This is a genomic window from Mycobacterium sp. NGS22, from assembly GCF_059813095.1.
In genome coordinates, this window is the sequence record NZ_JCALDY010000012.1 from 46,422 (window position 1) to 70,614 (window position 24,193).

At 67.6% G+C, this 24,193-nt stretch carries 19 protein-coding genes; 18 read left to right on the forward strand and 1 reads right to left on the reverse strand.

From position 1 onward, the window contains the following. Nucleotides 1-21 precede the first annotated feature (21 nt). Genes AC5Y47_RS13430 through AC5Y47_RS13445 form a run of 4 tightly spaced genes read left to right on the forward strand, consistent with a single transcriptional unit; the run spans nucleotide 22 to nucleotide 5,682 of the window. Entirely contained in the window at nucleotides 22-1,410 is a 1,389-nt protein-coding gene (locus tag AC5Y47_RS13430; RefSeq protein WP_499944482.1) for an ABC transporter substrate-binding protein, read from the forward strand. 20 nt (nucleotides 1,411-1,430) lie between these two features. Next, entirely contained in the window at nucleotides 1,431-2,261 is an 831-nt protein-coding gene (locus AC5Y47_RS13435; RefSeq protein ID WP_499944596.1) for an ABC transporter permease, read from the forward strand. Beyond that, entirely contained in the window at nucleotides 2,258-3,007 is a 750-nt protein-coding gene (locus AC5Y47_RS13440; RefSeq protein ID WP_499944483.1) for an ABC transporter ATP-binding protein, read from the forward strand. The genes AC5Y47_RS13435 and AC5Y47_RS13440 overlap by 4 nt, the downstream gene beginning before the upstream one ends. After that, nucleotides 3,007-5,682 (forward strand): fumarate reductase/succinate dehydrogenase flavoprotein subunit, encoded by a 2,676-nt coding sequence (locus tag AC5Y47_RS13445; protein WP_499944597.1) that lies wholly within the window; start codon nucleotides 3,007-3,009, stop codon nucleotides 5,680-5,682. The genes AC5Y47_RS13440 and AC5Y47_RS13445 overlap by 1 nt, the downstream gene beginning before the upstream one ends. Before the next feature lie 24 nt (nucleotides 5,683-5,706). Here AC5Y47_RS13445 and AC5Y47_RS13450 read toward each other — a convergent pair whose 3' ends face one another. Next, nucleotides 5,707-6,912 carry a serine hydrolase domain-containing protein gene (locus AC5Y47_RS13450; protein ID WP_499944484.1) on the reverse strand — a complete coding sequence of 402 codons (1,206 nt, stop codon included), beginning with the start codon at nucleotides 6,910-6,912 and terminating at the stop codon, nucleotides 5,707-5,709. Between the two features lie 405 nt (nucleotides 6,913-7,317). Here AC5Y47_RS13450 and AC5Y47_RS13455 point away from each other — a divergent pair, with 405 nt between their 5' ends. The 14 genes from AC5Y47_RS13455 (at nucleotide 7,318) to mihF (ending at nucleotide 24,192) form a co-directional block, all read left to right on the forward strand. Further along, nucleotides 7,318-8,184 carry an LppX_LprAFG lipoprotein gene (locus AC5Y47_RS13455; protein ID WP_499944485.1) on the forward strand — a complete coding sequence of 289 codons (867 nt, stop codon included), beginning with the start codon at nucleotides 7,318-7,320 and terminating at the stop codon, nucleotides 8,182-8,184. Between the two features lie 209 nt (nucleotides 8,185-8,393). Beyond that, nucleotides 8,394-9,866: a fatty acid desaturase gene (locus tag AC5Y47_RS13460; protein WP_499944486.1), complete on the forward strand. Its 1,473-nt coding sequence runs from the start codon at nucleotides 8,394-8,396 to the stop codon at nucleotides 9,864-9,866. After that, entirely contained in the window at nucleotides 9,863-11,050 is a 1,188-nt protein-coding gene (locus tag AC5Y47_RS13465; RefSeq protein ID WP_499944487.1) for a type III polyketide synthase, read from the forward strand. The genes AC5Y47_RS13460 and AC5Y47_RS13465 overlap by 4 nt, the downstream gene beginning before the upstream one ends. Before the next feature lie 6 nt (nucleotides 11,051-11,056). Beyond that, nucleotides 11,057-12,034 carry a sulfotransferase domain-containing protein gene (locus AC5Y47_RS13470; RefSeq protein ID WP_499944489.1) on the forward strand — a complete coding sequence of 326 codons (978 nt, stop codon included), beginning with the start codon at nucleotides 11,057-11,059 and terminating at the stop codon, nucleotides 12,032-12,034. Between the two features lie 364 nt (nucleotides 12,035-12,398). After that, nucleotides 12,399-14,174, forward strand: a complete 1,776-nt coding sequence (locus AC5Y47_RS13475; protein WP_499944490.1) for a PPE family protein — start codon at nucleotides 12,399-12,401, stop codon at nucleotides 14,172-14,174. A 101-nt stretch (nucleotides 14,175-14,275) separates the two neighbouring features. Next, the gene (locus tag AC5Y47_RS13480; protein WP_499944491.1) at nucleotides 14,276-14,698 is read left to right on the forward strand and encodes a cellulose-binding domain-containing protein; all 423 of its coding nucleotides are present in this window, start codon (nucleotides 14,276-14,278) and stop codon (nucleotides 14,696-14,698) included. Between the two features lie 161 nt (nucleotides 14,699-14,859). Beyond that, nucleotides 14,860-15,414: a bifunctional pyr operon transcriptional regulator/uracil phosphoribosyltransferase PyrR gene (pyrR, locus tag AC5Y47_RS13485; protein ID WP_499944492.1), complete on the forward strand. Its 555-nt coding sequence runs from the start codon at nucleotides 14,860-14,862 to the stop codon at nucleotides 15,412-15,414. Continuing rightward, nucleotides 15,411-16,355, forward strand: a complete 945-nt coding sequence (locus AC5Y47_RS13490) for an aspartate carbamoyltransferase catalytic subunit (protein WP_499944493.1) — start codon at nucleotides 15,411-15,413, stop codon at nucleotides 16,353-16,355. Before pyrR ends, AC5Y47_RS13490 begins: the two co-directional genes overlap by 4 nt. After that, entirely contained in the window at nucleotides 16,352-17,644 is a 1,293-nt protein-coding gene (locus AC5Y47_RS13495; RefSeq protein ID WP_499944494.1) for a dihydroorotase, read from the forward strand. The genes AC5Y47_RS13490 and AC5Y47_RS13495 overlap by 4 nt, the downstream gene beginning before the upstream one ends. Beyond that, nucleotides 17,641-18,147, forward strand: coding sequence for a PH-like domain-containing protein (locus AC5Y47_RS13500; RefSeq protein WP_499944495.1), 507 nt, complete (start codon nucleotides 17,641-17,643; stop codon nucleotides 18,145-18,147). Before AC5Y47_RS13495 ends, AC5Y47_RS13500 begins: the two co-directional genes overlap by 4 nt. Next, the gene (carA, locus tag AC5Y47_RS13505; RefSeq protein WP_499944496.1) at nucleotides 18,140-19,258 is read left to right on the forward strand and encodes a glutamine-hydrolyzing carbamoyl-phosphate synthase small subunit; all 1,119 of its coding nucleotides are present in this window, start codon (nucleotides 18,140-18,142) and stop codon (nucleotides 19,256-19,258) included. The genes AC5Y47_RS13500 and carA overlap by 8 nt, the downstream gene beginning before the upstream one ends. A 91-nt stretch (nucleotides 19,259-19,349) precedes the next feature. After that, nucleotides 19,350-22,709: a carbamoyl-phosphate synthase large subunit gene (gene carB / locus AC5Y47_RS13510; protein ID WP_499944497.1), complete on the forward strand. Its 3,360-nt coding sequence runs from the start codon at nucleotides 19,350-19,352 to the stop codon at nucleotides 22,707-22,709. Then, a complete protein-coding gene (gene pyrF, locus AC5Y47_RS13515; protein WP_499944498.1) occupies nucleotides 22,702-23,517 on the forward strand; it encodes an orotidine-5'-phosphate decarboxylase in 816 nt (271 codons plus the stop codon). The genes carB and pyrF overlap by 8 nt, the downstream gene beginning before the upstream one ends. 360 nt (nucleotides 23,518-23,877) lie before the next feature. Continuing rightward, a complete protein-coding gene (gene mihF / locus AC5Y47_RS13520) occupies nucleotides 23,878-24,192 on the forward strand; it encodes an integration host factor, actinobacterial type (RefSeq protein ID WP_007171927.1) in 315 nt (104 codons plus the stop codon). The last annotated feature ends 1 nt before the right edge of the window (nucleotide 24,193 follow it).

Sequence of the window (24,193 nt, forward strand, 5' to 3'; positions counted from 1 at the left end):
CCCGACAGCTCAGGATTTTTCATGGTGAGACAGGCCGTTGCGCTAGTGTCGATGGTGACCGCTGTCGCCGTCGCGGCCTCCGGTTGCTCGCTGGAGTCGCTGGCGCAGTCTTCCGGAGTGGTCGATGTCGTCATCGGCTACCAGTCCAAGACCATCAACACCGTCACCGCGGGCACTCTGCTGCGCGCCCAGGGCTACCTGGAGCGCCGGCTCGCCGACATCACCACCCGTACCGGCACGAAATACGCTGTGCGGTGGCAGGATTACGACACCGGGGCGCCGATCACCGCGCAGATGCTGGCCGAAAAGATCGACATCGGTTCGATGGGGGACTACCCCATGCTGATCAACGGCTCCAAGACCCAGGCGAACCCGCTGGCCCGCACCGAGCTCGTCTCCGTCACCGGTTACAACCCCAAAGGCGCGCTGAACATGGTTGTGGTGGCGCCGAATTCGTCGGCCACCACGCTGTCGGACCTGGCCGGCACGCGGGTGTCGGCCAGTATCGGCTCGGCCGGCCACGGCACCTTGGTGCGTGCCCTGGACCGAGCCCGCGTGACGGGTGTCGACGTGCTGAACCAGCAACCCCAGGTCGGTGCTTCTGCCCTCGAATCCGGCCAGGTGCAGGCGCTTTCGCAGTTCGTCGCCTGGCCCGGGTTGCTGGTCTATCAGAACAAAGGCAAGTTGCTCTACGACGGCGCGGAACTCAACGTGCCGACCCTGCACGGGGTGGTGGCGCGACGGTCCTATGCCGGGGCGCATCCGGAAGTGCTGGCGGCGTTCCTGCAGGCGCAACTGGATGCCACCGACTTCCTCAACACCAAGCCGCTGGAGGCGGCGCGCATCGTGGCCGAGGGGAGCGGACTGCCGCCCGAGGTCGTCTATCTCTACAACGGCCCCGGCGGGACGTCCTTCGACACCACCCTGAAGCCGTCGCTTGTCGACGCACTCAAGGGCGACGTGCCCTACCTGGAGTCGATCGGCGACTTCGCGGCCCTGGACGTCAGCGAATTCGTCCAGGAGGAGCCGCTGCGCGCCGTGTTCGGCGCCCGGGGACTGGATTACGGGGCGGCCCGGGCGCGTACCGCGAACCCCTCGACGCTGGCCGGCGATCCGGCACAGGCCAGCGAACTGTGGCTGGACGGGACCACTGAGACTCAGACCGTCGCCGACCCGACCGCATTGCTGCGGGCGATTAGGGACGCCGGTGCCCGTGGAGCCAGAGTCCGGGCCGCCTACGTGCCCGACGCGGAGTTGGGCACCCGATGGTTCGCCGACAAGGCCGTCTGGATCCGCGACGGTGCCACCTACCGGCCGTTCGGAACCCCGGCCGCAGCGCGCCGTTACGCCGCGGCACACCCCGGCGCGGTCACCGTGACATATCAGCAGGCGTTGGGAGGTTCGTTGTGACCACCGAGTTGACCGACCGGGTGGTGCCGGCAGTGCCGGTGCCCGCCTTCACAGTGCCGCATCGACTCAACGCCGCGTGGCGGTCGCGACTGCTGCGCCTGGTGTCGCTGGGCGCCGCGATCGGTATGTGGCAGGCGCTGACCGCAGCCAAGGTGCGGTTCTGGTTGCGGTTCGACACCTTGCCGACCGTCACCGAGATCGTGCACGCCCTGACCCGGCGGTTAGGCGCCTTCGAATACTGGCTCGACCTGGCGCAGTCGTTGCTGCGCATCCTGACCGGCTTCGGGCTGGCGGCCGCAGTGGGCGTCGCGACCGGCGTATTGCTAGGCCGCTCCGAGCTTTTCGGCGATCTGTTCGGCCCGCTGACCGAACTGGTCCGGCCGATCCCGGCGATCGCGGTGGTCCCGGTGGCGATTCTGGTGTTCCCGACCGACGAGGCGGGCATCGTCTTCATCACCTTCCTGGCGGCCTACTTCCCGATCATGGTCAGCACCCGGCACGCGGTGCGGGCACTGCCCACGTTGTGGGAGGACTCGGTGCGCACCCTGGGCGGCGGTCGCTGGGAGGTGCTGATCCGGGTGGTGCTGCCCGGCATCCTGCCGGGTGTATTCGGCGGTCTGTCGGTTGGCATGGGCGTCGCCTGGATCTGCGTGATCTCGGCGGAGATGATCTCCGGTCGGCTCGGGGTCGGTTACCGCACCTGGCAGAACTACACCGTGCTGGCGTATCCGCAGGTGTTCGTCGGCATCATCACGATCGGGGTGCTCGGCTTCGTCACGTCGGCGGCGGTGGAAGTGGTGGGCCGTCGCGTCACTCGATGGTTGCCGCGCGGAGAGGAGACGAAGCGATGACTGTTTCAAGCCAGGGCATGAGTCTCGAACTGGATCGAGTGCGATTGTCCTACAGCGGAACTCCGGTGATCGATGACGTGACCCTGACGGTGCGGCCGGGGGAGATCCTGGTGCTCACCGGTCCGTCCGGGTGCGGCAAGTCGACGGTGTTGCGCGCACTGGCCGGTCTGATGATGCCCGACGACGGACGCGTCCTGGCCGACGGCGTCAACGTCACCGGCACCTCGGGTGATCGCGGAATGGTGTTCCAGGACAACGCTCTACTGCCGTGGCGCAGTGTGCGGTCCAACATCGAACTGGCACTGCGACTGCGGGGCGAGCCCCGGGCCACCCGGCGTAGTGAGGCCGAACGCTGGATCCGTGAGGTCGGGCTCACCGGTTTCGGCCGATACCTGCCCAAGAACTTGTCCGGTGGAATGCGCCAGCGCGTGCAGTTGGCCCGCGGCCTGGCCGGCGCGCCACGCGCGGTGATGATGGACGAACCGTTCGGTGCGCTGGACACCCAGACTCGCGCGGCCATGCAGCGCCTGCTCATCGACACTTGGCGGGCCCACCCGACGACGATCGTCTTCGTCACCCACGACGTCGACGAGGCGCTGGCTCTCGGTGACCGAGTCGCCGTCCTGGGCCGGGCCGGCCGGCCGCTGCGCGCTCTGGTCGAGATCCCGGAACCCAGGATGGCTCGCCAGTGGCCGGACCAGCGCGCGGAAATCATTGCGGCTCTGCAGGATTGGGTGGCGGCATGATGGAGATCCCGGCCCTTGAACCGCAGCTCCGGCTTGACTGTGACGTGCTCGTCATCGGTGGCGGCACCGCCGGCACCATGGCTGCGCTCACCGCCGCCGAGCATGGCGCCCAGGTGCTGCTGCTGGAGAAGGCGCACGTACGCCATTCCGGTGCGCTGGCCATGGGGATGGACGGCGTGAACAATGCCGTCATCCCGGGACGTGCCGAACCGGAGGACTACGTCGCGGAGATCACCCGTGCCAACGACGGAATCGTCAACCAGCGCACCGTGTATCAGACCGCCACCCGCGGCTTCGCCATGGTGCAGCGGCTGGAGCGTTATGGGGTGAAATTTGAGAAGGACGAGCACGGGGAGTACGCGGTTCGCCGCGTGCACCGGTCCGGCTCCTATGTGCTGCCGATGCCCGAGGGCAAGGACGTCAAGAAGGCGCTCTACCGGATGCTGCGGCAGAAGTCGATGCGGGCGAAGATCCGCATCGAGAACCGGCTGATGCCGGTGCGCGTCCTGACCCAGGGTGGCCGGGCGGTAGGCGCCGCGGCGTTGCACACCCGCACCGGCGAGTTCGTCGCTGTCGGGGCCAAGACGGTGATCCTTGCTACCGGCGCGTGCGGGCGACTCGGATTGCCCGCATCCGGTTATCTGTACGGCACCTACGAGAACCCGACCAACGCAGGCGACGGCTACTCCATGGCCTATCACGCCGGGGCAGAGCTGTCCGGAATCGAGTGCTTCCAGGTCAATCCGTTGATCAAGGAATACAACGGGCCCGCGTGCGCCTATGTGGCCAACCCGTTCGGCGGGTATCAGGTCAACTCCCTCGGTGAGCGGTTCGTCGACTCCGATTACTGGTCGGGACAGATGATGGCCGAAGTCAAGAGCGAGATCGACTCCGCACGGGGTCCCATTTATCTCAAGGTGTCCCACCTACCGGATGAGACATTGTCCGCGCTGGAAAACATCCTGCACACCACCGAGCGACCCACCCGCGGGACCTTCCACGCCAACCGCGGGCAGGACTACCGAACCCACGACGTGGAAATGCATATCTCCGAAATCGGCTTGTGCAGTGGACATTCCGCGTCGGGAGTCTGGGTGGACGAACATGCCCGGACGACGGTACCGGGACTGTATGCCGCCGGCGACATGGCCTGCGTCCCGCACAACTACATGATCGGCGCATTCGTCTTCGGTGATCTGGCCGGGGCGGACGCAGCCAGGTCGTGCACCGAAGTCGCTGCCCCACAGGCGCTCCCGGCGGAGCAACTACGCGCAGCGCACGAGCTCATCTACCGTCCGTTGCGGCACCCGGACGGCCCGCCCCAACCGCAAGTCGAATACAAGCTGCGGCGTTTCGTCAATGACTATGTGGCGCCGCCGAAGTCCGCAGCCAAGTTGTCGATCGCGGTTCGCACGTTCGATCGGATGCGAGACGAGATCGCCACGATGGGAGCCCGCACACCGCATGAGCTGATGCGCGCGGTGGAAGTCTCGTTCATCCGGGACTGCGCGGAGATGGCGGCACGGTCTTCGCTTACCCGAACCGAATCGCGCTGGGGCCTCTATCACAACCGCGCCGACCTGCCCGACCGTGACGACGGCCGATGGGGGTATCACTTGAACCTGCGCAAAGGGCCCGAGGGTGCAATGCTGTTCCTGAAGCGTCCGGTGGCACCGTATTTCGTGTCAGTTCCAGAACTCGATGGTCTGCCGCCGACGGATCAGCGGGTGCTGGAGGTGGCGCAGCCTCCGCTCGTCGGTGGCCAGGCGCCGGCCAGCACGCGGTCCCGAGTCGCCGCCGTGGCGGTCGATCCGCCGTCACCACGCATCGCCGCGGTGCTGGCACTGGACGAACCGACGATCGACGACCTGGTCCCGTACCTGACGGACTCCGATGCCGGCGTGCGGCGCACCGCAGTGGCCACGCTGACCGAACACACCCCGCCCGGTTATGCTTCGGCGCTGTTGGCCGCCCTGGGCGACCCGGACGCAGCAGTGCGGCGCGCCGCGGCGGAAGGGGCGCGGGAACTGGTCGAAATGCTGCCCGATCCCGCCGGCGCCCGCGCGCACTTGTCGTCGAAGGACTCCACGGTGCGCGCCGCTGCGGTGTATCTGCTTGCTTCGCGCCGGGCCGGTGCACCCGGGGATTTCCGTCGCGCGATCGACGACCCGGACCACCGGGTGCGCATCGAGGCCGTCCGTGCGCTGGTCTCGGTGGACGACGTAGCCGGAGTCGTGGCCGCCACGGCCGACGAGAACCGGGAAGTTCGCATCGCTGCCGCCGCCGGCCTGGCGACTCTGGGTGGCGGTGCCGAGACGGTGAGCGCTCTGGTCGCCGATCCCGATCCGTTGGTGTCCGCGGCCGCGCTCAGCGCGCTAGGTGAAATCGGTTGCCGGGAAAGCGATTGGGCCAACATCGAGCAGGCGTTGCGGGCACCGGCCTGGCAGGTCCGCGAAGGCGCGACGCGGGCGCTGGGCGGCGCTCAAAGCGACTTCGCGGTGCCGCGGTTGACTGATGCGCTGCGTGACACCCACCTCGATGTGCGCAAAGCCGCGGTGCTCAGTTTGACTCGTTTGCCTACCGCGGCAACGATTCACGACGCGCTGGTGGTGGCGCTGCAGGACAACGACGCTGACGTCCGTGCCTACGCGCGCCGCGCACTGGAACGTGTGTAGCCGAGGAGGTGCGCCGCGGTCGGTTCACAACCCCAGCGCGCGATAGGTATGGCGCACGAACCGCGGCTGCGCCGTACGCAACCGCGCCAGGGTCGGGTTGCCCGCTACCGCATCGGCGGCATTGACCGTCAGGTCGGGGCAGTACTGGATCAGATACATCAGGATCAGGTCCGCGCTCGGGTCGGCCTGCCACCACGTCCCGTAGGCGCCGGGCCAGCTGAACGTCCCGATCCCGCCCGGCCCGAACAGCGGAGCGGCTTTGACCGGGTCGGTGACGATGGACAGGTTCAAGCCGAACCCACGACCCACCCAGTACGGCGCGCCGAGGAAGTTGTGCCGCTTCTGTTCTGGGGTCAGCCGGTCGGTGCGCATCAGTCGTACCGACTCCTCGGACAACACCCGCACACCGTCGATGACGCCGTGGTTCAACAGCATTCGCACGAACCGCAGGTAATCGTCGGCGGTCGACCACAATCCGCCCCCGGCGTTGCAGAACGCGGGTGGCTTGACGTGCGGGGGACCCATCACGTCGTGCTGCAACCGGTCGTTCTCGTCGTGTCGGTACATGGTGGCCGCCCGCGACCGGGCCTCGGGCGTGACGAAGAATCCGGTGTCGGGCATGCCGACGGGGCCCAGCACCCGCTCGTCGAAGACCTCGTACAACGGCTTGTCCTCGACGCGGGACAAGATGACGCCCAACACGTCGATGGCGTGGCTGTAGGTCACCTTCTCGCCCGGCTGGTGTACCAGTGGCAGCGTGCCGAGTTCGGTGAGCCAGACGTCGGAACCCTGGTTGAACGGTAACCGCAGGTACGCGCGGGAGATGGGCCCGGACACCGAGAATCCGTAAGCCAACCCACTGGTGTGGGTGAGCAGGTCCTCGATCAGGATGGGACGCCGCAGCGGATGCGTGCGCTCCAGCGGACTGCGCGGATCGTCGAGCACCCACACCTCGGCGAGCTCCGGGGCCCACCGCGCGACCGGATCGCTCAGGGCCAGCTTGCCTTCGTCGACCAGGCTCATGACGGCCGCGACCGTGACGGGTTTGGTCATCGAGGCGATGCGGAACAGGGTGTCACGTTGCATCGGCAGGCCCGCCTCGACATCCCGATACCCGATTTCATTGACCTGCAACAACTCTCCGCGCTGCCAGACCACCGTGACCGCTCCGGAGAGCAGGCCGGCGTCGCAGACCTCGCGGATGGTCGTCTGATTGCCGTCCAGATTCACTCGGGTAGGGTAGCCGCTTGACAGCACGCTGTGCCCGCCGAAATGACCGGGAGTCATTGCGCCACCTGAGTGTTTGGTGCGTCGTGCCTTCGCCGCAAAGATCGATCCGGCGGATGCTGCGCTGGTCGAATCCGTCGACAGTTAATTCCGTGAGTATGGTTTGCAGCACGCGGGCCGCATGTTACTGTCGCGCTCTCCGGCAAAGTGAACTGGGGAACACGCTGTGAGGGCAGCGACGCGCAGTTGAACGGTGTCGTTGCTGGTGAACCAGGGTGCGGGTGTGCAGTCACCGAGATCCGCGATGGTGGGCGGTTGCTGGACGTCAGCATCCATCCACACCGTACGACGAGGGTAGCGACCCGCTGCTCATCACCACTGGTTGGTTAAACTCAGCAAAGGCTGGCCATGAATGGCTTGATCTCACAAGCGCAAATCTCCCACCGACCTGTCTCCCGTCGACCCTCGACCCCGGTGTCTGTAGCGATTCTGTTCGTCGCAGCACTTGTCGCGACGGTCGTCACCGGATGCGGAGGCAAATCGAACACCGGTAGTTCCTCGACATCTCAGACATCCGGATCCGCCGCCACCTCGGCGACCTCCGGGGCGTCATCCGCCACCTCCGGCGCCGCATCGCCCGAGGCCCAACAACTGCTGCAGGACGCTTCCAAGGCGACGACCGGCCTGCGCAATCTGCATGTCAATCTGCAGACCACCGACATCACTACGCTGCCGATGGAAATGGTCAACGCCGACGTGACCAACCAGCCCGAGGACCTCGGCGGGCAGGCCGTCGGCGACGCCATGATCCGGTTGCAGCCGAACACCCCGGCAGTGCCCAAGCAGTTCATCGTCACCAAGAAGACGATGTACACCAAGGACGATTCGGGTAAGTACACCTCGGTCGGCGAGGCGAGCAAGATCTACGACCCGGGCGTGGTGCTGGACAAGGAAAAGGGAATCGGCGCGGTGATCGGCAAGGTGCAGAGCCCGCAGATCGGTGGCAATGAAACGATCGACGGTGTACCGACCGTGAAGGTTTCCGGGACCATCGACCCGGCGATCATCGACCCGCTGGTGCCGCAGATCGGCAAGGACGCCAAGGGGCCGCTCCCGGTCACGCTGTACATCGCCGACGTGAAGGCACCGGGAGCGCCGGGCACGCCGCCGAGCCCGTACCTGGTGCGGATGGTGCTCGACAAGGACAAGGGCAAGGTCACCATCAACCTCTCCAAATGGGGTGAGCCGGTTACCATCCCGAACCCCTTGGGGTAACGGCCACAGGTGAGTCCCGGATTGGGAACCGACCCGGGAGTGCGGCACCGCCTATGCGGCCGCCGGGCCCCGGGTCGGTTCTCGTCCGAGACCGACTCTTTGAGAATCCTCCAAGGCTCTTCCAAGGCCGTGCCCCCACCATTTGGGCCAGCTCACCGGAAAGCCCGGCGCGCAGCCGATCTCATTCGACCAGACCTGGAGGACCACGAATGACCAACGACGTACCCGAAGTTCAGGAGCGCGGCCCCGACGCGCGCCCTGGGCCTCCGCCGGGCGGCCCTCCTGTGCTGCCCGACGTATGGGTATACAACGGACGCGCATACGACCTGAGCGATTGGATCGCCAAGCACCCCGGTGGCGCCTTCTTCATCGGGCGAACCAAAAACCGTGACATCACTGCGATTATCGCCTCCTACCACCGAGACCCGAAGGTCGTCGAGCGCATTCTGGAGCGGCGTTACTCGTTGGGCCGCGAGGCGACACCCCGTGACATTCACCCCAAGCACAACGCGCCACCGTTCTTGTTCAAAGATGACTTCGACAGCCGGCGCGACACACCTGAGTACCGGTTCGACAACCGAGATGACCTGATGCACCGCGTCAAAGCACGGTTGTGCGAGCCGGTGCTGGCAGCCCGGATCAAGCGGATGGACCGGCTTTTCAACATCGTTGCCGTCCTGCTGGCGATCTCGTATTTCGGCGTTCAGGCGGTGCGCCTGGTCGAGCCGCGGTGGATGCCGTTGTGGGCGTTCGTCATTGCGATGGTCCTGCTGCGCAGTTCGCTGGTCGGCTACGGCCATTACGCGTTGCACCGGGCACAACGGGGTTGGAATCGGGTCTTTGCCAACACCTTCGACCTGAATTACATCGCACTGGCGCTGGTCGTCGCCGACGGCCACACGCTGCTGCACCACCCATACACCCAGAGCGACGTGGACATCAAGAAGAACGTCTTCACCATGATGATGCGGCTGCCCCGGCTGTACCGCGTCCCGGTGCACACCCTGCACAAGTTCGGTCACCTGGTCACCGGCATGGCCGTCCGCATCGCCGACGTGTGGAACATGACGCGCAAGGTCGGCGTCGAAGAGGGCTATGGAAGTTGGCGCAATGCGCTGCCGCACTTCCTCGGTTCGTCGGGGGTACGGTTGCTGCTGGTGACCGAGCTGGTTGTGTTCTTGGCGGCCGGCGACTTCTGGGCCTGGGCTTTGCAATTCGTCGCGACACTGTGGGTCAGCACCTTCATGGTGGTGGCCAGCCACGAGTTCGAGAACGAGGACGCAGATCCCGAACCTGCCGGTGAAGACTGGGCGGTGGATCAGGTCGAGCACGCCAACGACCTGAGTGTGATCGGCAACCGCTACATCGACTGTTTCCTGTCCGCCGGCCTGAGTTCGCACCGCGTGCATCACGTGCTGCCGTTCCAGCGCAGCGGATTCGCCAACATCGTCACCGAGGATGTGCTGCGCGAGGAGTCGGCCAAGTCCGGTGTCGAGTGGTTACCGCCGAAGCGGTTCCTCACCGACCGGTTGCCCAAGCTGTGCCGCACTTATCTGTTGTCGCCGTCGCGGCCGGCCAGGGACCGGCACTGGGGCCTGTTGCGAGAACATCTGTCGCCGAGTGCATTCAAGGACAGCGCCGGCTACGTGGTCGCCGGCTTCGTCGGAATCGGGTCGGTATGAGCACCCCGGCCGACGGCGGCGTGCTCCCCGTCGCAGAAGGAACCGAAGTCCGGCTGGCCCAACTGCCGCCGGCGCCGCCCACCACGGTCGCGGTCATCGAAGGGATTGCGACCGGGTCGCCGCAGCGGGTGGTCGACCAGGCCGACGCCGCCCTTCGGGTCGCGGAACTGTTCGCCGATGCTCAACAACGGCAACGCATTCCGCGGATGTACCAGAAGACACGGGTGGACAGCCGGCGCATGGTGGTTGACCCACTCGATCCCGAGTTCGACGCGTTCCGCAAGGAACCGGGCACCATCCGGGACCGGATGAACCTGTTCTTCGAACACGCCGTTCCGCTGGCGGTCGAGGTCAGTCGGCGTGCGCTGGCGGGACTTCCGTACCAGGTCGAGGAGATCGGGCAGTTGGTGTTCGTCACCAGCACCGGGTTCATCGCGCCGGGTGTGGATGTCGCGATCGTCAAGGAATTGGGTCTGTCGCGGTCGGTGTCGCGGGTCGTGGTCAACTTCATGGGTTGCGCGGCGGCGATGAACGCCGTCCGCACCGCCGCAACCTTTGTCCGGGCCCACCCCAGCATGAAGTCGCTGGTGGTGTGCATCGAATTGTGTTCGATCAATGCCGTTTTCGCCGACGACGTCAACGATGTGGTCATCCACAGCCTGTTCGGCGACGGGTGCGGCGCCTTGCTCATCGGGGCCAGCCAAGTGCACAAGGCGCTCCCGCAAGGCAACGTGGTGATTCGCAGCACCTTCACCCGACTGCTCGACGACGCCGAAGACGGCATCGTGCTCGGCGTCAACCACAACGGCATCACGTGCGAGTTGTCGGAGAACCTGCCCGACTACATCTTCCGCAGCGTCGCACCCGTCGTGGCAGAGGTGTTGCGGGACAACGGCTTGCAGCAAACCGACATCGATCTGTGGGCGATCCACCCCGGCGGACCCAAGATCATCGAGCAGTCGGTGCGGTCGCTGGGCCTGCCCGCCGAGAGCGCGGCGCACAGCTGGGACGTGCTCGCGCGGTTCGGCAACATGCTCAGCGTTTCGCTGATCTTCGTGCTGGAAATGATGGTGCGGCAAGCGGAGTCGACGAAACCCATCTCCACGGGTATGGCTTTCTCGTTCGCACCCGGGGTCACCGTAGAAGGCATGTTGTTCGACATCGTCCGGCGGTCCTTGAAATGAGTGGCAATGAGTAGGGAATTGAACCGGGTTCTGTACCGGTCGCTGATGACCGACAACACGCGGTGGGACGCGCTGGAGCCGCGCGCCGGCGACGTCATCATCACGACGCCGTCGAAATGCGGCATGACGTGGACGCAGCGGCTGGTTTCGCTGCTGGTTTTCGACGGACCGGACCTGCCGGGGCCGTTGTCGACGGTGTCGCCGTGGTTCGACCAGACGATCCGCCCCCTCGACGAGGTGGTTGCCGTTCTCGAAGCGCAGCAGCATCGTCGCTTCATCAAGACCCACACCCCGCTGGACGGCCTGGTCCTCGATGACCGGATCACCTACATCTGCGTCGGTCGTGATCCTCGCGACGCCGCGGTGTCGATGCTGCATCAGTCCGCCAACATGGACCGGGACCGCGCCCGTGCGCTGTATGAAGCCGCGCTGCCGGCCGGCGAGCAGCACGGTTCGACGCGCTCGCCGGAACCCTGGCCGGCCATGCGGCACCCGGTCGAGGAGTTTCGGGACTGGATGGAGGGACCGGCGCATCCGCCGCCGGGACTGGGATTCGCCCCGCCGCGCGGTATCGGCACGTTGGCGAACATCCTCGACCAGTTCGGCAAGTCCTGGGAACTGCGCCACAGACCCAACGTCGCGCTGTTTCACTACGTCGACTTTCAGACCGACCTGGTCACCGAGTTCGTCCGGCTCGCGGCGGCCCTCGGCATTGACCTGACGCGGGACCGCGCGCAGCAGCTGGCCAGGTACGCCTCGCTGGACGAGATGCGCTCGCGTGCCACCGAGATCGCGCCGAACACCACCGACGGCATCTGGCACAGCGACGAACGGTTCTTCCGCCGGGGCGGGTGTGGGGAGTGGCAGCAGTACTTCGGTTTTCCCGAGTACCGCCGCTACAACGACCGGATCAACCAGTTGGCTGCGCCGGATCTGCTGGCCTGGGCGCACGAAGGACGCCGGGGGTGTGATCCCGAGATCTAGGCGTCGCGGAGCACGGTTCACGCGGTCGGGCGTTTGGGCCGGCGGCATGACTTCGGTTGTGAAGTCTTGGGGTTGATTGTGAACTGAGGGCTTTGAGGGTGAAGCCTGGGCGAGAAATTCGGCAGGATCCCGCCCAGGCTTCACGCGCAACGCCCAGGCTTCACGCGCAACGCCCAGGCTTCACGCGCAACGCCCAGGCTTCACGCCAGCCCGTCCGAACCGCCTGCGCCGAACAGGAATCCGCCGGCCGTCCGTGTCCTCTCGCTGTCCAGAGAACGAACACTTGCCAGGTTCGGCCACGCCGACAGCGAGCACGACTGATGATCTGACGGGGTCGTGTGTCGGTTTTGGGAGGGAACCTGCAATGAGTTTTTTCGTGCTGCCGCCGGAGGTCAATTCGGCGCTGATGTTTTCCGGCGCCGGCGTGGGGCCGATGGTGGCCGCCGCGACATCCTGGCAGGGACTCGCCGCGGAGCTGACCACCTCGGCCGGTTCGTTCTCGTCGGTGATCTCCGATCTCGCGGGACAAGCATGGCAGGGTAGTGCGTCGACCGCGATGGCCGCGACCGCGGCCAGATATGCGAGCTTCTTGAATGTGGCTGCGGCGCAAGCGGAATCGGCGGCAACCCAAGCGCAAGCCGTGATCAGTGCGTTCGAGGTGGCACAGGCGGCCACGGTGCGTCCGCTGATGGTGGCGGCCAACCGGCAGAATCTGGTGGCGCTGGTCGTCTCGAACCTGTTCGGGCAGAACGCACCCGCGATTGCCGCGGCGGAGTCCGTGTACGAGGAAATGTGGGCACGCGACGTGAGCGCGATGATCGGCTACCACGGCGGGGTCTCGGCTGCCGCGGCCCAACTGACGCCGTGGACCGCCGTCCTCGACGTCGTCAATGCGCCCACGCAGTTCATGTTGGGGCGCCCGCTGATCGGCAATGGTGCGGACGGCACCGCGAGCCGCCCCGCAGGCGGTGCCGGCGGGCTGCTGCTCGGCAGCGGCGGCAACGGTTTCTCGACGACCGCGCCGGGGGAGAGCGGTGGCGCCGGCGGCGCGGCCGGGCTGCTCGGAAACGGCGGAAACGGGGGCAGCAGCGTTGACCGTCTCGGGGGCGCCGGCGGTACCGGCGGCCTGCTGCTGGGCAGCGGTGGCGCGGGCGGTGCCGGCGCGGCCGGCGGCCAGGGCGGCAACACCGGCCTGTTCGGTTTCGGCGGAGCCGGAGGTGCGGCCACCGGACTGGGTCAACCCGGCGGCAACGGCGGCAGCGGTGGCGCGATCGCCGGCAACGGCGGCAGTGGTGGCTTCAGCGCGTCGGGCAACGGCGGTGCCGGAGGTAGCGGCGGTGCGATCGCCGGCAGCGGCGGCGACGGCGGCTCCAGCGAATCGGGCAACGGCGGTGACGGTGGGGCCGCGGCGGTCATGTTCGGCAACGGCGGTAGCGGCGGCAGTTCGTTGTTCGGCGGCGACGGGGGCGACGGGGGAGCCGGGGCCTCGCTGGCGGGCAGTGGCGGCAACGGCGGAAACGGCGGACAGGCCACCGTCACCGCCGGCGCCGGCGACGGCGGCAATGGCGGTGCCGCAGGCGATTTCGGCAGCGGAGGCGCGGGCGGTGCCGGTGGCAACGACCTGATCGGCGTGACCGGCGCGACCGGCGGGAACGGCGGCAACGGCGGCGCGTCGGTGATCGGCAACGCCGGCCCCGGTGGCAACGGTGGCATCGCCCAGACCGTGAATGGGACGGCCAACGGCGGAAACGGTGGAAACGGCGGCAGCTCAGCCGGATCCGGCACCGGCGGCTTCGGCGGACTCGGCGGTGACGCCCGCTCCACCAACGGCAACGCGAACGGTGGCCAGGGCGGCGACGGTGGCAGCGGCGGACTGACCGGCAACGGCGGTGTGGGTGGTGGCGGCGGAGACGCCGACGCCGGTGGGGTCGCCCGGGGCGGTAGCGGCGGCGACGGCAACGACGGCGGCATCGTCGCGCCCGGTGGCAACGGCGGCAACGGCGGCAACGGTTTCGGCGGCGTCGACGGATTCGGCGGCAACGGTGGCAACGGGGGCAACGGCTTCGGCGACGCGGACGGCGCCGGCGGTTTCGGTGGTTTCGGCAACACCGCCAACGGGAGTCCAGGTCTGCCCGGTTGACCGGACGCAGATTTCGTCACGGTTGCAGTTGGGCAAAGTTCCCGCAGCACACCCGTGGTGGCAGGGCCGCCACCGGTCGTGCGGCTATAGTGTTGGCTCCTATGACCAATCGCCGCGAGAAACTTTGGCGCACAGCGCTTCACGCCTTGGTGGCGGTGTTCGTGATCGGCTTCCCCGCCCTGGGTGCGGCACCCGTCGCTCAGGCGGCGGCGGCGTCGGCGACGCTGGTGGTGGAGCACACGTGGCAGGACGGTTTCATCGCCCGCTACAGCATCACCAATGCCAGCATGGCGCCGTTGACCGACTGGAGGCTGGAGTTCGACATGCCGGTCGGTCAGTCCATCTCGCACGCGTGGAACAGCACCGTCTCCCAATCGGGCACGCACTATGTCGTCAGTCCCGCGAATTGGAATCGCAGCATTGCGCCGGGCGGCTCGGCCACCGGCGGCTTCCGGGGTGTGCTGAGCGGTACCTACTCGCCCCCGTCCAACTGTCAGCTGAACCGGCAGGTTCCCTGCACCTGAGCACCTAGGGCGAGCAGACGCAAAAGCCCCTCATTTCCGCAGGAAATGGGGGCTTTTGCGTCTGCTCGCCACGGGTGCCGAGCACGCGTGTTAGGCTGCCCGGCAGCCGACATCCTTTAACGGACCGTCCAGAGAGGCGGAGAAGGAGGTCAATTTCTCGTATGGGTGCTGCCGCAGAACCGCGGGAGTTGATGTCAGCGGCCGACGTCGGTCGCACCATCTCGCGCATGGCCCATCAGATCATCGAGAAGACCGCACTGGACAACCCCGACTCCAATCGGGTGGTGCTGCTCGGCATCCCGACCCGTGGCGTGACGCTCGCGGACCGGCTGGCCGCCAACATCGCCGAATACAGCGGCGTCAAGGTCGGCCACGGGTCACTGGACATCACCCTCTACCGCGACGATCTGATGATCAAACCGCCGCGGCCACTCGAAGCGACATCCATCCCAGTCGGCGGCATCGACGACGCGCTGGTGATCCTCGTCGACGACGTGCTCTACTCCGGACGCTCCACCCGCTCCGCCCTGGACGCCCTGCGCGACGTGGGCCGCCCCCGCGCCGTGCAGCTGGCCGTACTGGTCGATCGCGGCCACCGCGAATTGCCGGTGCGTGCCGACTACGTCGGCAAGAACGTGCCCACCTCGCGCAGCGAGAGCGTGCACGTCCAACTACGCGAAGACGACGGTCACGACGCGGTGGTGATCACCCGATGACCCCGCGGCATCTGTTGGCCGCGGGCGACCTGAGCCGCGATGAGGCCACCGCGATCCTCGACGACGCCGACCGGTTCGCGCTGGCGTTGGTGGGCCGCGACATCAAGAAGCTGCCGACGCTGCGCGGCCGCACCATCGTCACCATGTTCTACGAGAACTCCACCCGCACCCGGGTGTCGTTCGAGGTGGCCGGCAAGTGGATGAGCGCCGACGTGATCAACGTCAGCGCGTCCGGATCCTCGGTCGGCAAGGGCGAGTCGTTGCGCGACACCGCACTGACGCTGCGGGCGGCCGGCGCCGACGCGTTGATCATCCGGCATCCCGCGTCCGGCGCGGCGCACCTGCTTGCGGACTGGACCAGCCACAAGGACGGCCCGTCGGTGATCAACGCCGGCGACGGCACCCACGAGCATCCCACCCAGGCGCTGCTGGACGCGCTGACCGTGCGGCAACGCCTCGGCGGCATCGAGGGCCGCCGCATCGTGATCGTCGGCGACATCCTGCACAGCCGGGTGGCGCGTTCCAACGTCATGCTGCTGCACACGCTGGGTGCCGAGGTGGTGCTGGTCGCCCCGCCGACCCTGCTGCCGCGCGGTGTGGAGAACTGGCCGGTCACCGTGTCCAACGACTTCGACGCCGAACTGCCCGTCGCCGATGCAGTGCTGATGCTGCGGGTGCAGGCCGAACGGATGAACGGCGGGTTCTTCCCGTCGGTGCGCGAATATTCGACCCTGTACGGGTTGTCCGCCCGGCGGCAGGCGCTGCTGCCCGGCCACGCCGTCGTGCTGCACCCCGGTCCTATGCTGCGCGGCATGGAGATCTCGTCGTCGGTGGCTGACTCTTCGCAATCCGCTGTGCTGCAACAGGTTTCCAATGGTGTGCATGTGCGGATGGCGGTGCTGTTCCATGTGCTCGTCGGGGCGGAGGAGGTCGCGGCGTGAGCGTGTTGATCCGAGGCGTCCGGTGCTACGGCGAGGGGGATCCCGTCGACGTTCTGGTCGACGCCTCCCAGATCGCTGAAATCGGTGCGAACCTGGACATTCCGGATCTGGCCGACGTCATCGACGCCACCGGCCAGATCCTGCTGCCCGGGTTCGTCGACCTGCACACCCACCTGCGCGAGCCCGGCCGCGAATACGCCGAGGACATCGAAACCGGCTCGGCCGCAGCGGCTCTCGGCGGTTACACGGCGGTGTTCGCGATGGCCAACACCAACCCCGTCGCCGACAGCCCGGTGGTCACCGACCACGTGTGGCATCGCGGCCAGCAGGTCGGCCTGGTCGACGTGCATCCGGTCGGCGCGGTCACCGTCGGGCTGGCCGGCAAAGAGCTCACCGAGATGGGCATGATGAACGCCGGCGTCGCCGGGGTACGGATGTTCTCCGACGACGGCATCTGCGTGCACGACCCGCTGGTGATGCGCCGCGCGCTGGAATACGCCACCGGTCTGGGCGTGCTGATCGCCCAGCACGCCGAAGAACCCCGACTGACCGTCGGCGCCGTCGCGCACGAGGGGCCCGCGGCCGCGCGGCTCGGGCTCTCCGGATGGCCGAGGGCCGCCGAAGAATCCATCGTCGCCCGCGACGCCCTGCTGGCCCGGGACGCCGGCGCCCGGGTGCACATCTGTCACGCCTCTACCGCGGGCACCGTGGAACTCCTGAAATGGGCCAAGGAACAAGGCATTTCGATCACCGCCGAGGTCACCCCGCATCACCTGCTGCTGGACGACAGCCGACTTGCCAGTTACGACGGCCGCAACCGGGTCAACCCCCCGCTGCGGGAAGCTTCGGACGCGGTCGCACTGCGTCAGGCGCTGGCCGACGGGATCATCGACTGTGTGGCCACCGATCACGCCCCGCACGCCGAGCACGAGAAATGTGTCGAGTTCTCCGCCGCGCGACCCGGCATGCTGGGGCTGCAGACCGCGCTGTCGGTGGTGGTGCAGACGATGGTGCAGCCGGGCCTGTTGAGTTGGCGCGACGTGGCCCGGGTGATGAGCGAGAACCCGGCGCGCATCGTCGGCCTGCCCGATCAGGGCCGCCCGCTCGAGGTCGGCGAGCCGGCCAACCTGACGGTGGTCGATCCCGACGCCACCTGGACCGTCACCGGCGACGGTTTGGCCAGTCGGTCGGCCAACACCCCCTACGAATCGATGACGCTCCCGGCGACGGTGACCGCGACCCTGTTGCGCGGCAAGGTCACCGCCCGGGACGGGAAGAGTCCGGCATGAACTCAGGCACCTTTGTGGGATCGCTGATCTTCGCGGCGGTCCTGGTGGTGGTGCTGGCGGTGGTGATCCAGCTGATGGTGCGTGGCTGGCGGCGCCGCGCCGAACGGCAGGTGGAGTTGGTCGGCGACCTGCCCGAGTTGCCCGTCGAGTTCGGTGCCGCGTCGATCACCACACCTGGGCTCTACGTCGGCTGTTCGTTGTCGCCGGCCTGGAACGACCGGGTCGCGGCCGGCGATCTGGGCTACCGCAGCAAGGCGGTGCTGATCCGTTATCCGGCCGGGATCCTGGTGGAACGCATTCGCGCGCAACCGATCTGGATTCCGCAGTCGTCGGTCAAGGACATCCGTTGCGAACGTGGCATCGTCGGCAAGGTGGGCCCGCGCAACGGGATCCTGGCGATCCGGTGGCGGCTGCCGTCGGGCACCGTGATCGACACCGGATTCCGCGCGAACAACCGCGACGAGTATGCGAAATGGCTGGAAGAGGAGGCCTCCTGTGAGTAAGGCGTTGCTGGTGCTCGAGGACGGTCGCGTCTTCACCGGCACACCGTTCGGGGCGATCGGCCAGACGCTGGGGGAGGCCGTGTTCAGCACCGGCATGTCCGGTTACCAGGAGACCCTGACCGACCCCAGCTATCACCGTCAGATCGTGGTGGCCACCGCACCGCAGATCGGCAACACCGGGTGGAACGGTGAGGACGCCGAGAGCCGTGGCGACAAGATCTGGGTGGCCGGCTACGCCGTGCGCGACCCGTCGCCGCGCGCCTCGAACTGGCGCGCCACCGGAACTCTCGAGGACGAGCTGGTGCGTCAGCGCATCGTCGGGATCTCCGGCATCGACACCAGGGCGGTGGTGCGCCACCTGCGCAGCCGCGGCTCGATGAAAGCGGGCGTGTTCTCCGGCGCGGCCCTGGCCGACCCCGACGAGTTGATCGAACGGGTGCGCGGGCAGGACGCGATGCTGGGCGCCGACCTGGCCGGCGAGGTCAGCACGCCCGACTCCTACCTCGTCGAACCCGAAGGCCCGCACCGGTTTACCGTGGCGGCACTGGACCTGGGCATCAAGACCAACACGCCGCGCAACTTCGCCAAGCGCGGGATCCGCAGCCACGTGCTGCCGGCGTCGGTGACCTTCGAGCAGATCACCGACCTGCAACCCGACGGTGTCTTTCTCTCCAACGGCCCCGGTGACCCGGCCACCGCCGACCACACCGTCGCGCTCACCCGTGACGTGCTCGGGGCCGGAATCCCGCTGTTCGGAATCTGTTTCGGCAACCAGATCCTGGGCCGCGCGCTGGGGCTGTCGACGTACAAAATGGTGTTCGGCCACCGCGGGATCAACATTCCGGTGATCGACCACGCCACCGGACGGGTCGCGGTGACCGCGCAGAACCACGGGTTCGCCCTCGAAGGGGAGGCCGGCCAGTCCTTCGACACCCCCTTCGGTGCGGCCGAAGTCAGCCACACCTGTGCCAACGACGGCGTCGTCGAAGGGGTCAAACTGAAGAACGGCAAGGCATTTTCGGTGCAATACCATCCGGAGTCGGCCGCCGGGCCGCACGATGCGGAGTACCTGTTCGACCAGTTCATCGAGCTGATGGAAGGGAACCGCTGATGCCGACGCTGCCGAGCGTGCACACATGTACGGCGACACGCCGTCAAGCTTGTACATTTGCGCACCTTCGCGCCTACGAAGGGAACAGCTAGTGCCGCGGCGGAGCGACCTCAACCATGTGCTGGTGATCGGCTCCGGCCCGATCGTCATCGGACAGGCTGCCGAATTCGACTACTCCGGCACCCAGGCCTGCCGGGTGCTGCGCGCCGAGGGGTTGCAGGTCAGCCTGATCAACTCCAATCCGGCGACCATCATGACCGATCCCGAGTACGCCGACTTCACCTACATCGAGCCCATCACCCCGGCGTTCGTCGAGAAGGTGATCGCCCAGCAAGCCGAGCGGGGCAACAAGATCGACGCCCTGCTGGCCACCCTGGGCGGCCAGACCGCGCTCAACACCGCGGTCGCGCTGTTCGAAAACGGCGCCCTGGAACGGTACGGGGTCGAACTCATCGGCGCCGACATCGACGCCATCCAGCGCGGTGAGGACAGGCAGCGGTTCAAGGACATCGTCACCAAGGTCGGCGGTGAATCCGCGCGCAGCCGAGTGTGTTTCACCATGGAGGAAGTCCGGGACACGGTCGAGGAGCTGGGTCTGCCGGTGGTGGTGCGCCCCAGTTTCACCATGGGCGGATTGGGTTCGGGCATGGCCAGTTCCATCGACGAGGTCGACCGGATGGCCGGCGCCGGGCTGGCCGCCAGCCCCAGCGCCAACGTGCTGATCGAGGAATCGATCTACGGGTGGAAGGAATTCGAGCTCGAGTTGATGCGCGACGGCCACGACAACGTGGTGGTGGTGTGCTCGATCGAGAACGTCGACCCGATGGGTGTGCACACCGGCGACTCGGTCACCGTGGCGCCCGCGATGACGCTCACCGACCGGGAGTACCAGCGCATGCGCGACCTGGGCATCGCGATCCTGCGCGAGGTCGGCGTGGACACCGGCGGCTGCAACATCCAGTTCGCCGTCAACCCCAGCGACGGCCGGCTCATCGTCATCGAGATGAACCCGCGCGTATCACGTTCCAGCGCATTGGCTTCCAAGGCCACCGGCTTCCCGATCGCCAAGATCGCCGCGAAACTGGCCATCGGCTACACCCTCGACGAGATCGTCAACGACATCACCAAGGAGACGCCGGCCTGCTTCGAACCCACCCTGGACTACGTGGTGGTCAAGGCGCCGCGGTTCGCGTTCGAGAAGTTCCCCGGCGCCGACGCCACGCTGACCACCACGATGAAGTCCGTCGGTGAGGCAATGTCGTTGGGCCGCAACTTCGTCGAGGCGCTCGGCAAAGTGATGCGGTCGCTGGAAACCACCCGCGCCGGGTTCTGGACCAAGCCCGATCCGCCGGACTCGTCCCTCGACCAGGTGCTGACCCGGCTGCAGAGCCCTACCGAAGGTCGGCTCTACGACATCGAATTGGCGCTGCGGCTGGGCGGTTCGGTGGAGCAGGTGGCCCGGGCCAGCGGTGTGGACCCGTGGTTCGTGGCGCAGATCGACGAACTGGTGGCGCTGCGCGCCGAACTGGTCGACGCCCCCGTGCTCGACGCCGACTTGCTGCGGCACGCCAAGCACTGTGGCCTCTCCGACCGCCAGATCGCGGCGCTGCGACCGGAGCTGGCCGGCGAGAACGGGGTGCGCTCGCTGCGCGGGCGACTGGGTATCCACCCGGTGTACAAGACCGTGGACACCTGCGCGGCCGAGTTCGAGGCCAAGACGCCCTACCACTACAGCAGCTACGAACTCGACCCGGCCGCCGAGACCGAGGTCGCCCCGCAGACCGAGAAGCCCAAGGTGCTGATCCTCGGTTCGGGTCCCAACCGGATCGGACAGGGCATCGAGTTCGACTACAGCTGCGTGCACGCGGCAACCACGTTGAGCCAAGCCGGTTTTGAGACGGTGATGGTCAACTGCAACCCGGAAACGGTGTCCACCGACTACGACACCGCCGACCGGCTGTACTTCGAGCCGCTGACGTTCGAGGACGTCCTGGAGGTGTTCCACGCCGAGGAGCAGTCCGGCGCCGGGGGTGCCGGGGTGGCCGGCGTGATCGTCCAACTCGGCGGCCAGACCCCGCTGGGTCTGGCGCAGCGCCTCGCCGACGCCGGGGTTCCGGTCGTCGGCACCCCGCCGGAGGCCATCGACCTCGCCGAGGACCGCGGCGCCTTCGGCGACCTGCTCAACGCCGCGGGCCTGCCCGCACCGAAGTACGGCACCGCCACCACCTTCGACCAAGCCCGCCGGATCGCCGCCGACATCGGTTACCCGGTGCTGGTGCGGCCCTCCTACGTGCTGGGCGGCCGCGGCATGGAGATCGTCTACGACGAAGAGACACTCAAGGGCTACATCACCCGCGCCACCGAGCTCTCACCCGAGCATCCGGTGCTCGTCGACCGCTTCCTCGAAGACGCGGTGGAGATCGACGTCGACGCGCTGTGCGACGGCACCGAGGTCTACATCGGCGGGATCATGGAGCACATCGAGGAGGCCGGCATCCACTCCGGGGACTCCGCGTGCGCGTTGCCGCCGGTCACGTTGGGCCGCAGCGACATCGAGAAGGTCCGCAAGGCCACCGAAGCGATCGCCCACGGCATCGGCGTGGTCGGCCTGCTCAACGTGCAGTACGCGCTCAAGGACGACATCCTCTACGTGTTGGAGGCCAACCCGCGGGCGAGCCGCACCGTTCCCTTCGTCTCCAAGGCCACCGCGATTCCGCTGGCCAAGGCGTGTGCGCGAGTCATGCTGGGCGCCAACATTTCTGCGCTCCGCAAGGAGGGATTGCTGGCCGAGTCCGGCGACGGCGCCAGCGCGGACCCCTACGCCCCGATCGCGGTCAAGGAAGCGGTGCTGCCGTTCCACCGGTTCCGCCGCGCCGACGGTGCCGCCATCGACTCGTTGCTCGGCCCGGAGATGAAGTCGACCGGTGAGGTCATGGGCATCGACCGCGATTTCGGCACCGCTTTCGCCAAGAGCCAGACCGCCGCCTACGGCTCACTGCCCGCCCAGGGCACCGTGTTCGTGTCGGTCGCCAACCGGGACAAACGGTCGCTGGTGTTCCCGGTAAAGCGCCTGGCCGACCTGGGTTTTCATGTCCTGGCCACCGAGGGCACGGCGGAGATGTTGCGCCGCAACGGAATTCCGTGCGACGAGGTCCGCAAACACTTCGAGGCGCCCCAGGACGGCCGTCCGGCGATCTCGGCCATCGACGCGATCCGCGCCGGTGAGGTCGACATGGTGATCAACACGCCGTTCGGCAACTCCGGCCCGCGCATCGACGGCTACGAGATCCGCTCGGCGGCGGTGGCGGTCAACATCCCTTGCATCACAACGGTTCAGGGCGCCTCGGCTGCCGTGCAGGGCATCGAGGCCGGCATCCGCGGTGACATCGGCGTGCTGTCCCTGCAGGAGCTGCATCGCGACCTCAGCACGCGCAACGGCCGGCATGACTAGTTTCGGGGCTCGGCTGGTCGAGGCGAAGGCACAGCGCGGCCCGCTGTGTCTGGGCATCGACGCCCATCCCGACCTGTTGCGGGCCTGGGAGCTGCCGGTCACGGCCGACGGGCTGGCCGCGTTCTGTGACATCTGCGTGGCCGCCTTCGCCGATTTCGCCGTGGTGAAGCCGCAGGTGGCGTTTTTCGAGACGTACGGGTCGGCGGGCTTCGCGGTGCTCGAACGCACCATCGCCGCGCTGCGGGCCGACGGGGTGCTGGTGCTGGCCGACGCCAAACGCGGCGACATCGGGTCGACGATGGCCGCCTACGCCGCGGCCTGGGCCGGCGACTCACCGCTTGCCGCCGACGCGGTCACGGTCTCGCCGTATCTCGGCTTCGGCTCGCTGCGTCCGCTGCTGGAGGTTGCGGCCGCGCACCAACGCGGGGTGTTCGTGCTGGCGGCCACCTCCAACCCCGAAGGGGCGACGGTGCAGCGCGCCGACGTCGGCGGGCGCACGCTGGCGCAGATGATCGTGGACCACGTGGCCGCGTGCAATCAGGGCGGCACCGGATCGGTCGGGGTGGTGGTCGGTGCCACCGCCCTGGAAGCGCCCGATCTGAGCGCCGTGAACGGTCCGGTACTGGTGCCCGGGGTCGGCGCCCAGGGCGGACGTCCCGAGGCCCTGGCCGGCTTGGGCGGGGCGGCGTCGCAGTTTCTGCTGCCGGCGGTGTCCCGGGAGGTGCTGCGGGCGGGACCCAGCGTCGCCAAGGTGCGCGCGGCCGCCGAACGCATGCGCGACACCGTCGCGTACCTGGCTCAGGTGTGACGACACGCGCGGACACGCCACACCAATCCGTGATCCGTGGCACTGCAAACCGTGGCCACGCTCCGACGGTGAGCGCCGCGGCACCATCACCCTGCCGGGACAACCGGGGTGCTAGGCTGAAACCGCTGGTGGGGGCGATTTACCCGAGCGTCCATGGGCGAAGGCCGTCGTGCCGGCCGCAACCGGTCAAGCAACTCCGGTTACTGCCACGGCGACCTTGGCTCGTCGTCACACGCTGGGCGTTTGCCCCCCAAACCGGGGGGTCGGGTTAGATTTCGTCGGGAACCGTGAGTACGGTCGTCTGCGCTGGCTGAACTACCCGGCCGACACAAACAGATATCCATGAGAGACGGAGGAATCGTGGCCCTTCCCCAGTTGACCGACGAGCAGCGCGCGGCAGCGTTGGAGAAGGCTGCTGCCGCACGTCGAGCACGAGCAGAACTCAAGGATCGGCTCAAGCGCGGTGGCACCAACCTCACCCAGGTGCTCAAGGACGCCGAGACCGACGAAGTCCTGGGCAAGATGAAGGTGTCTGCGCTGCTGGAGGCGTTGCCGAAGGTGGGCAAGGTCAAGGCGCAGGAGATCATGACCGAGCTGGAGATCGCGCCGACCCGCCGCCTGCGTGGGCTCGGCGACCGTCAGCGCAAGGCGCTGCTGGAAAAGTTCGGCTCCTAGT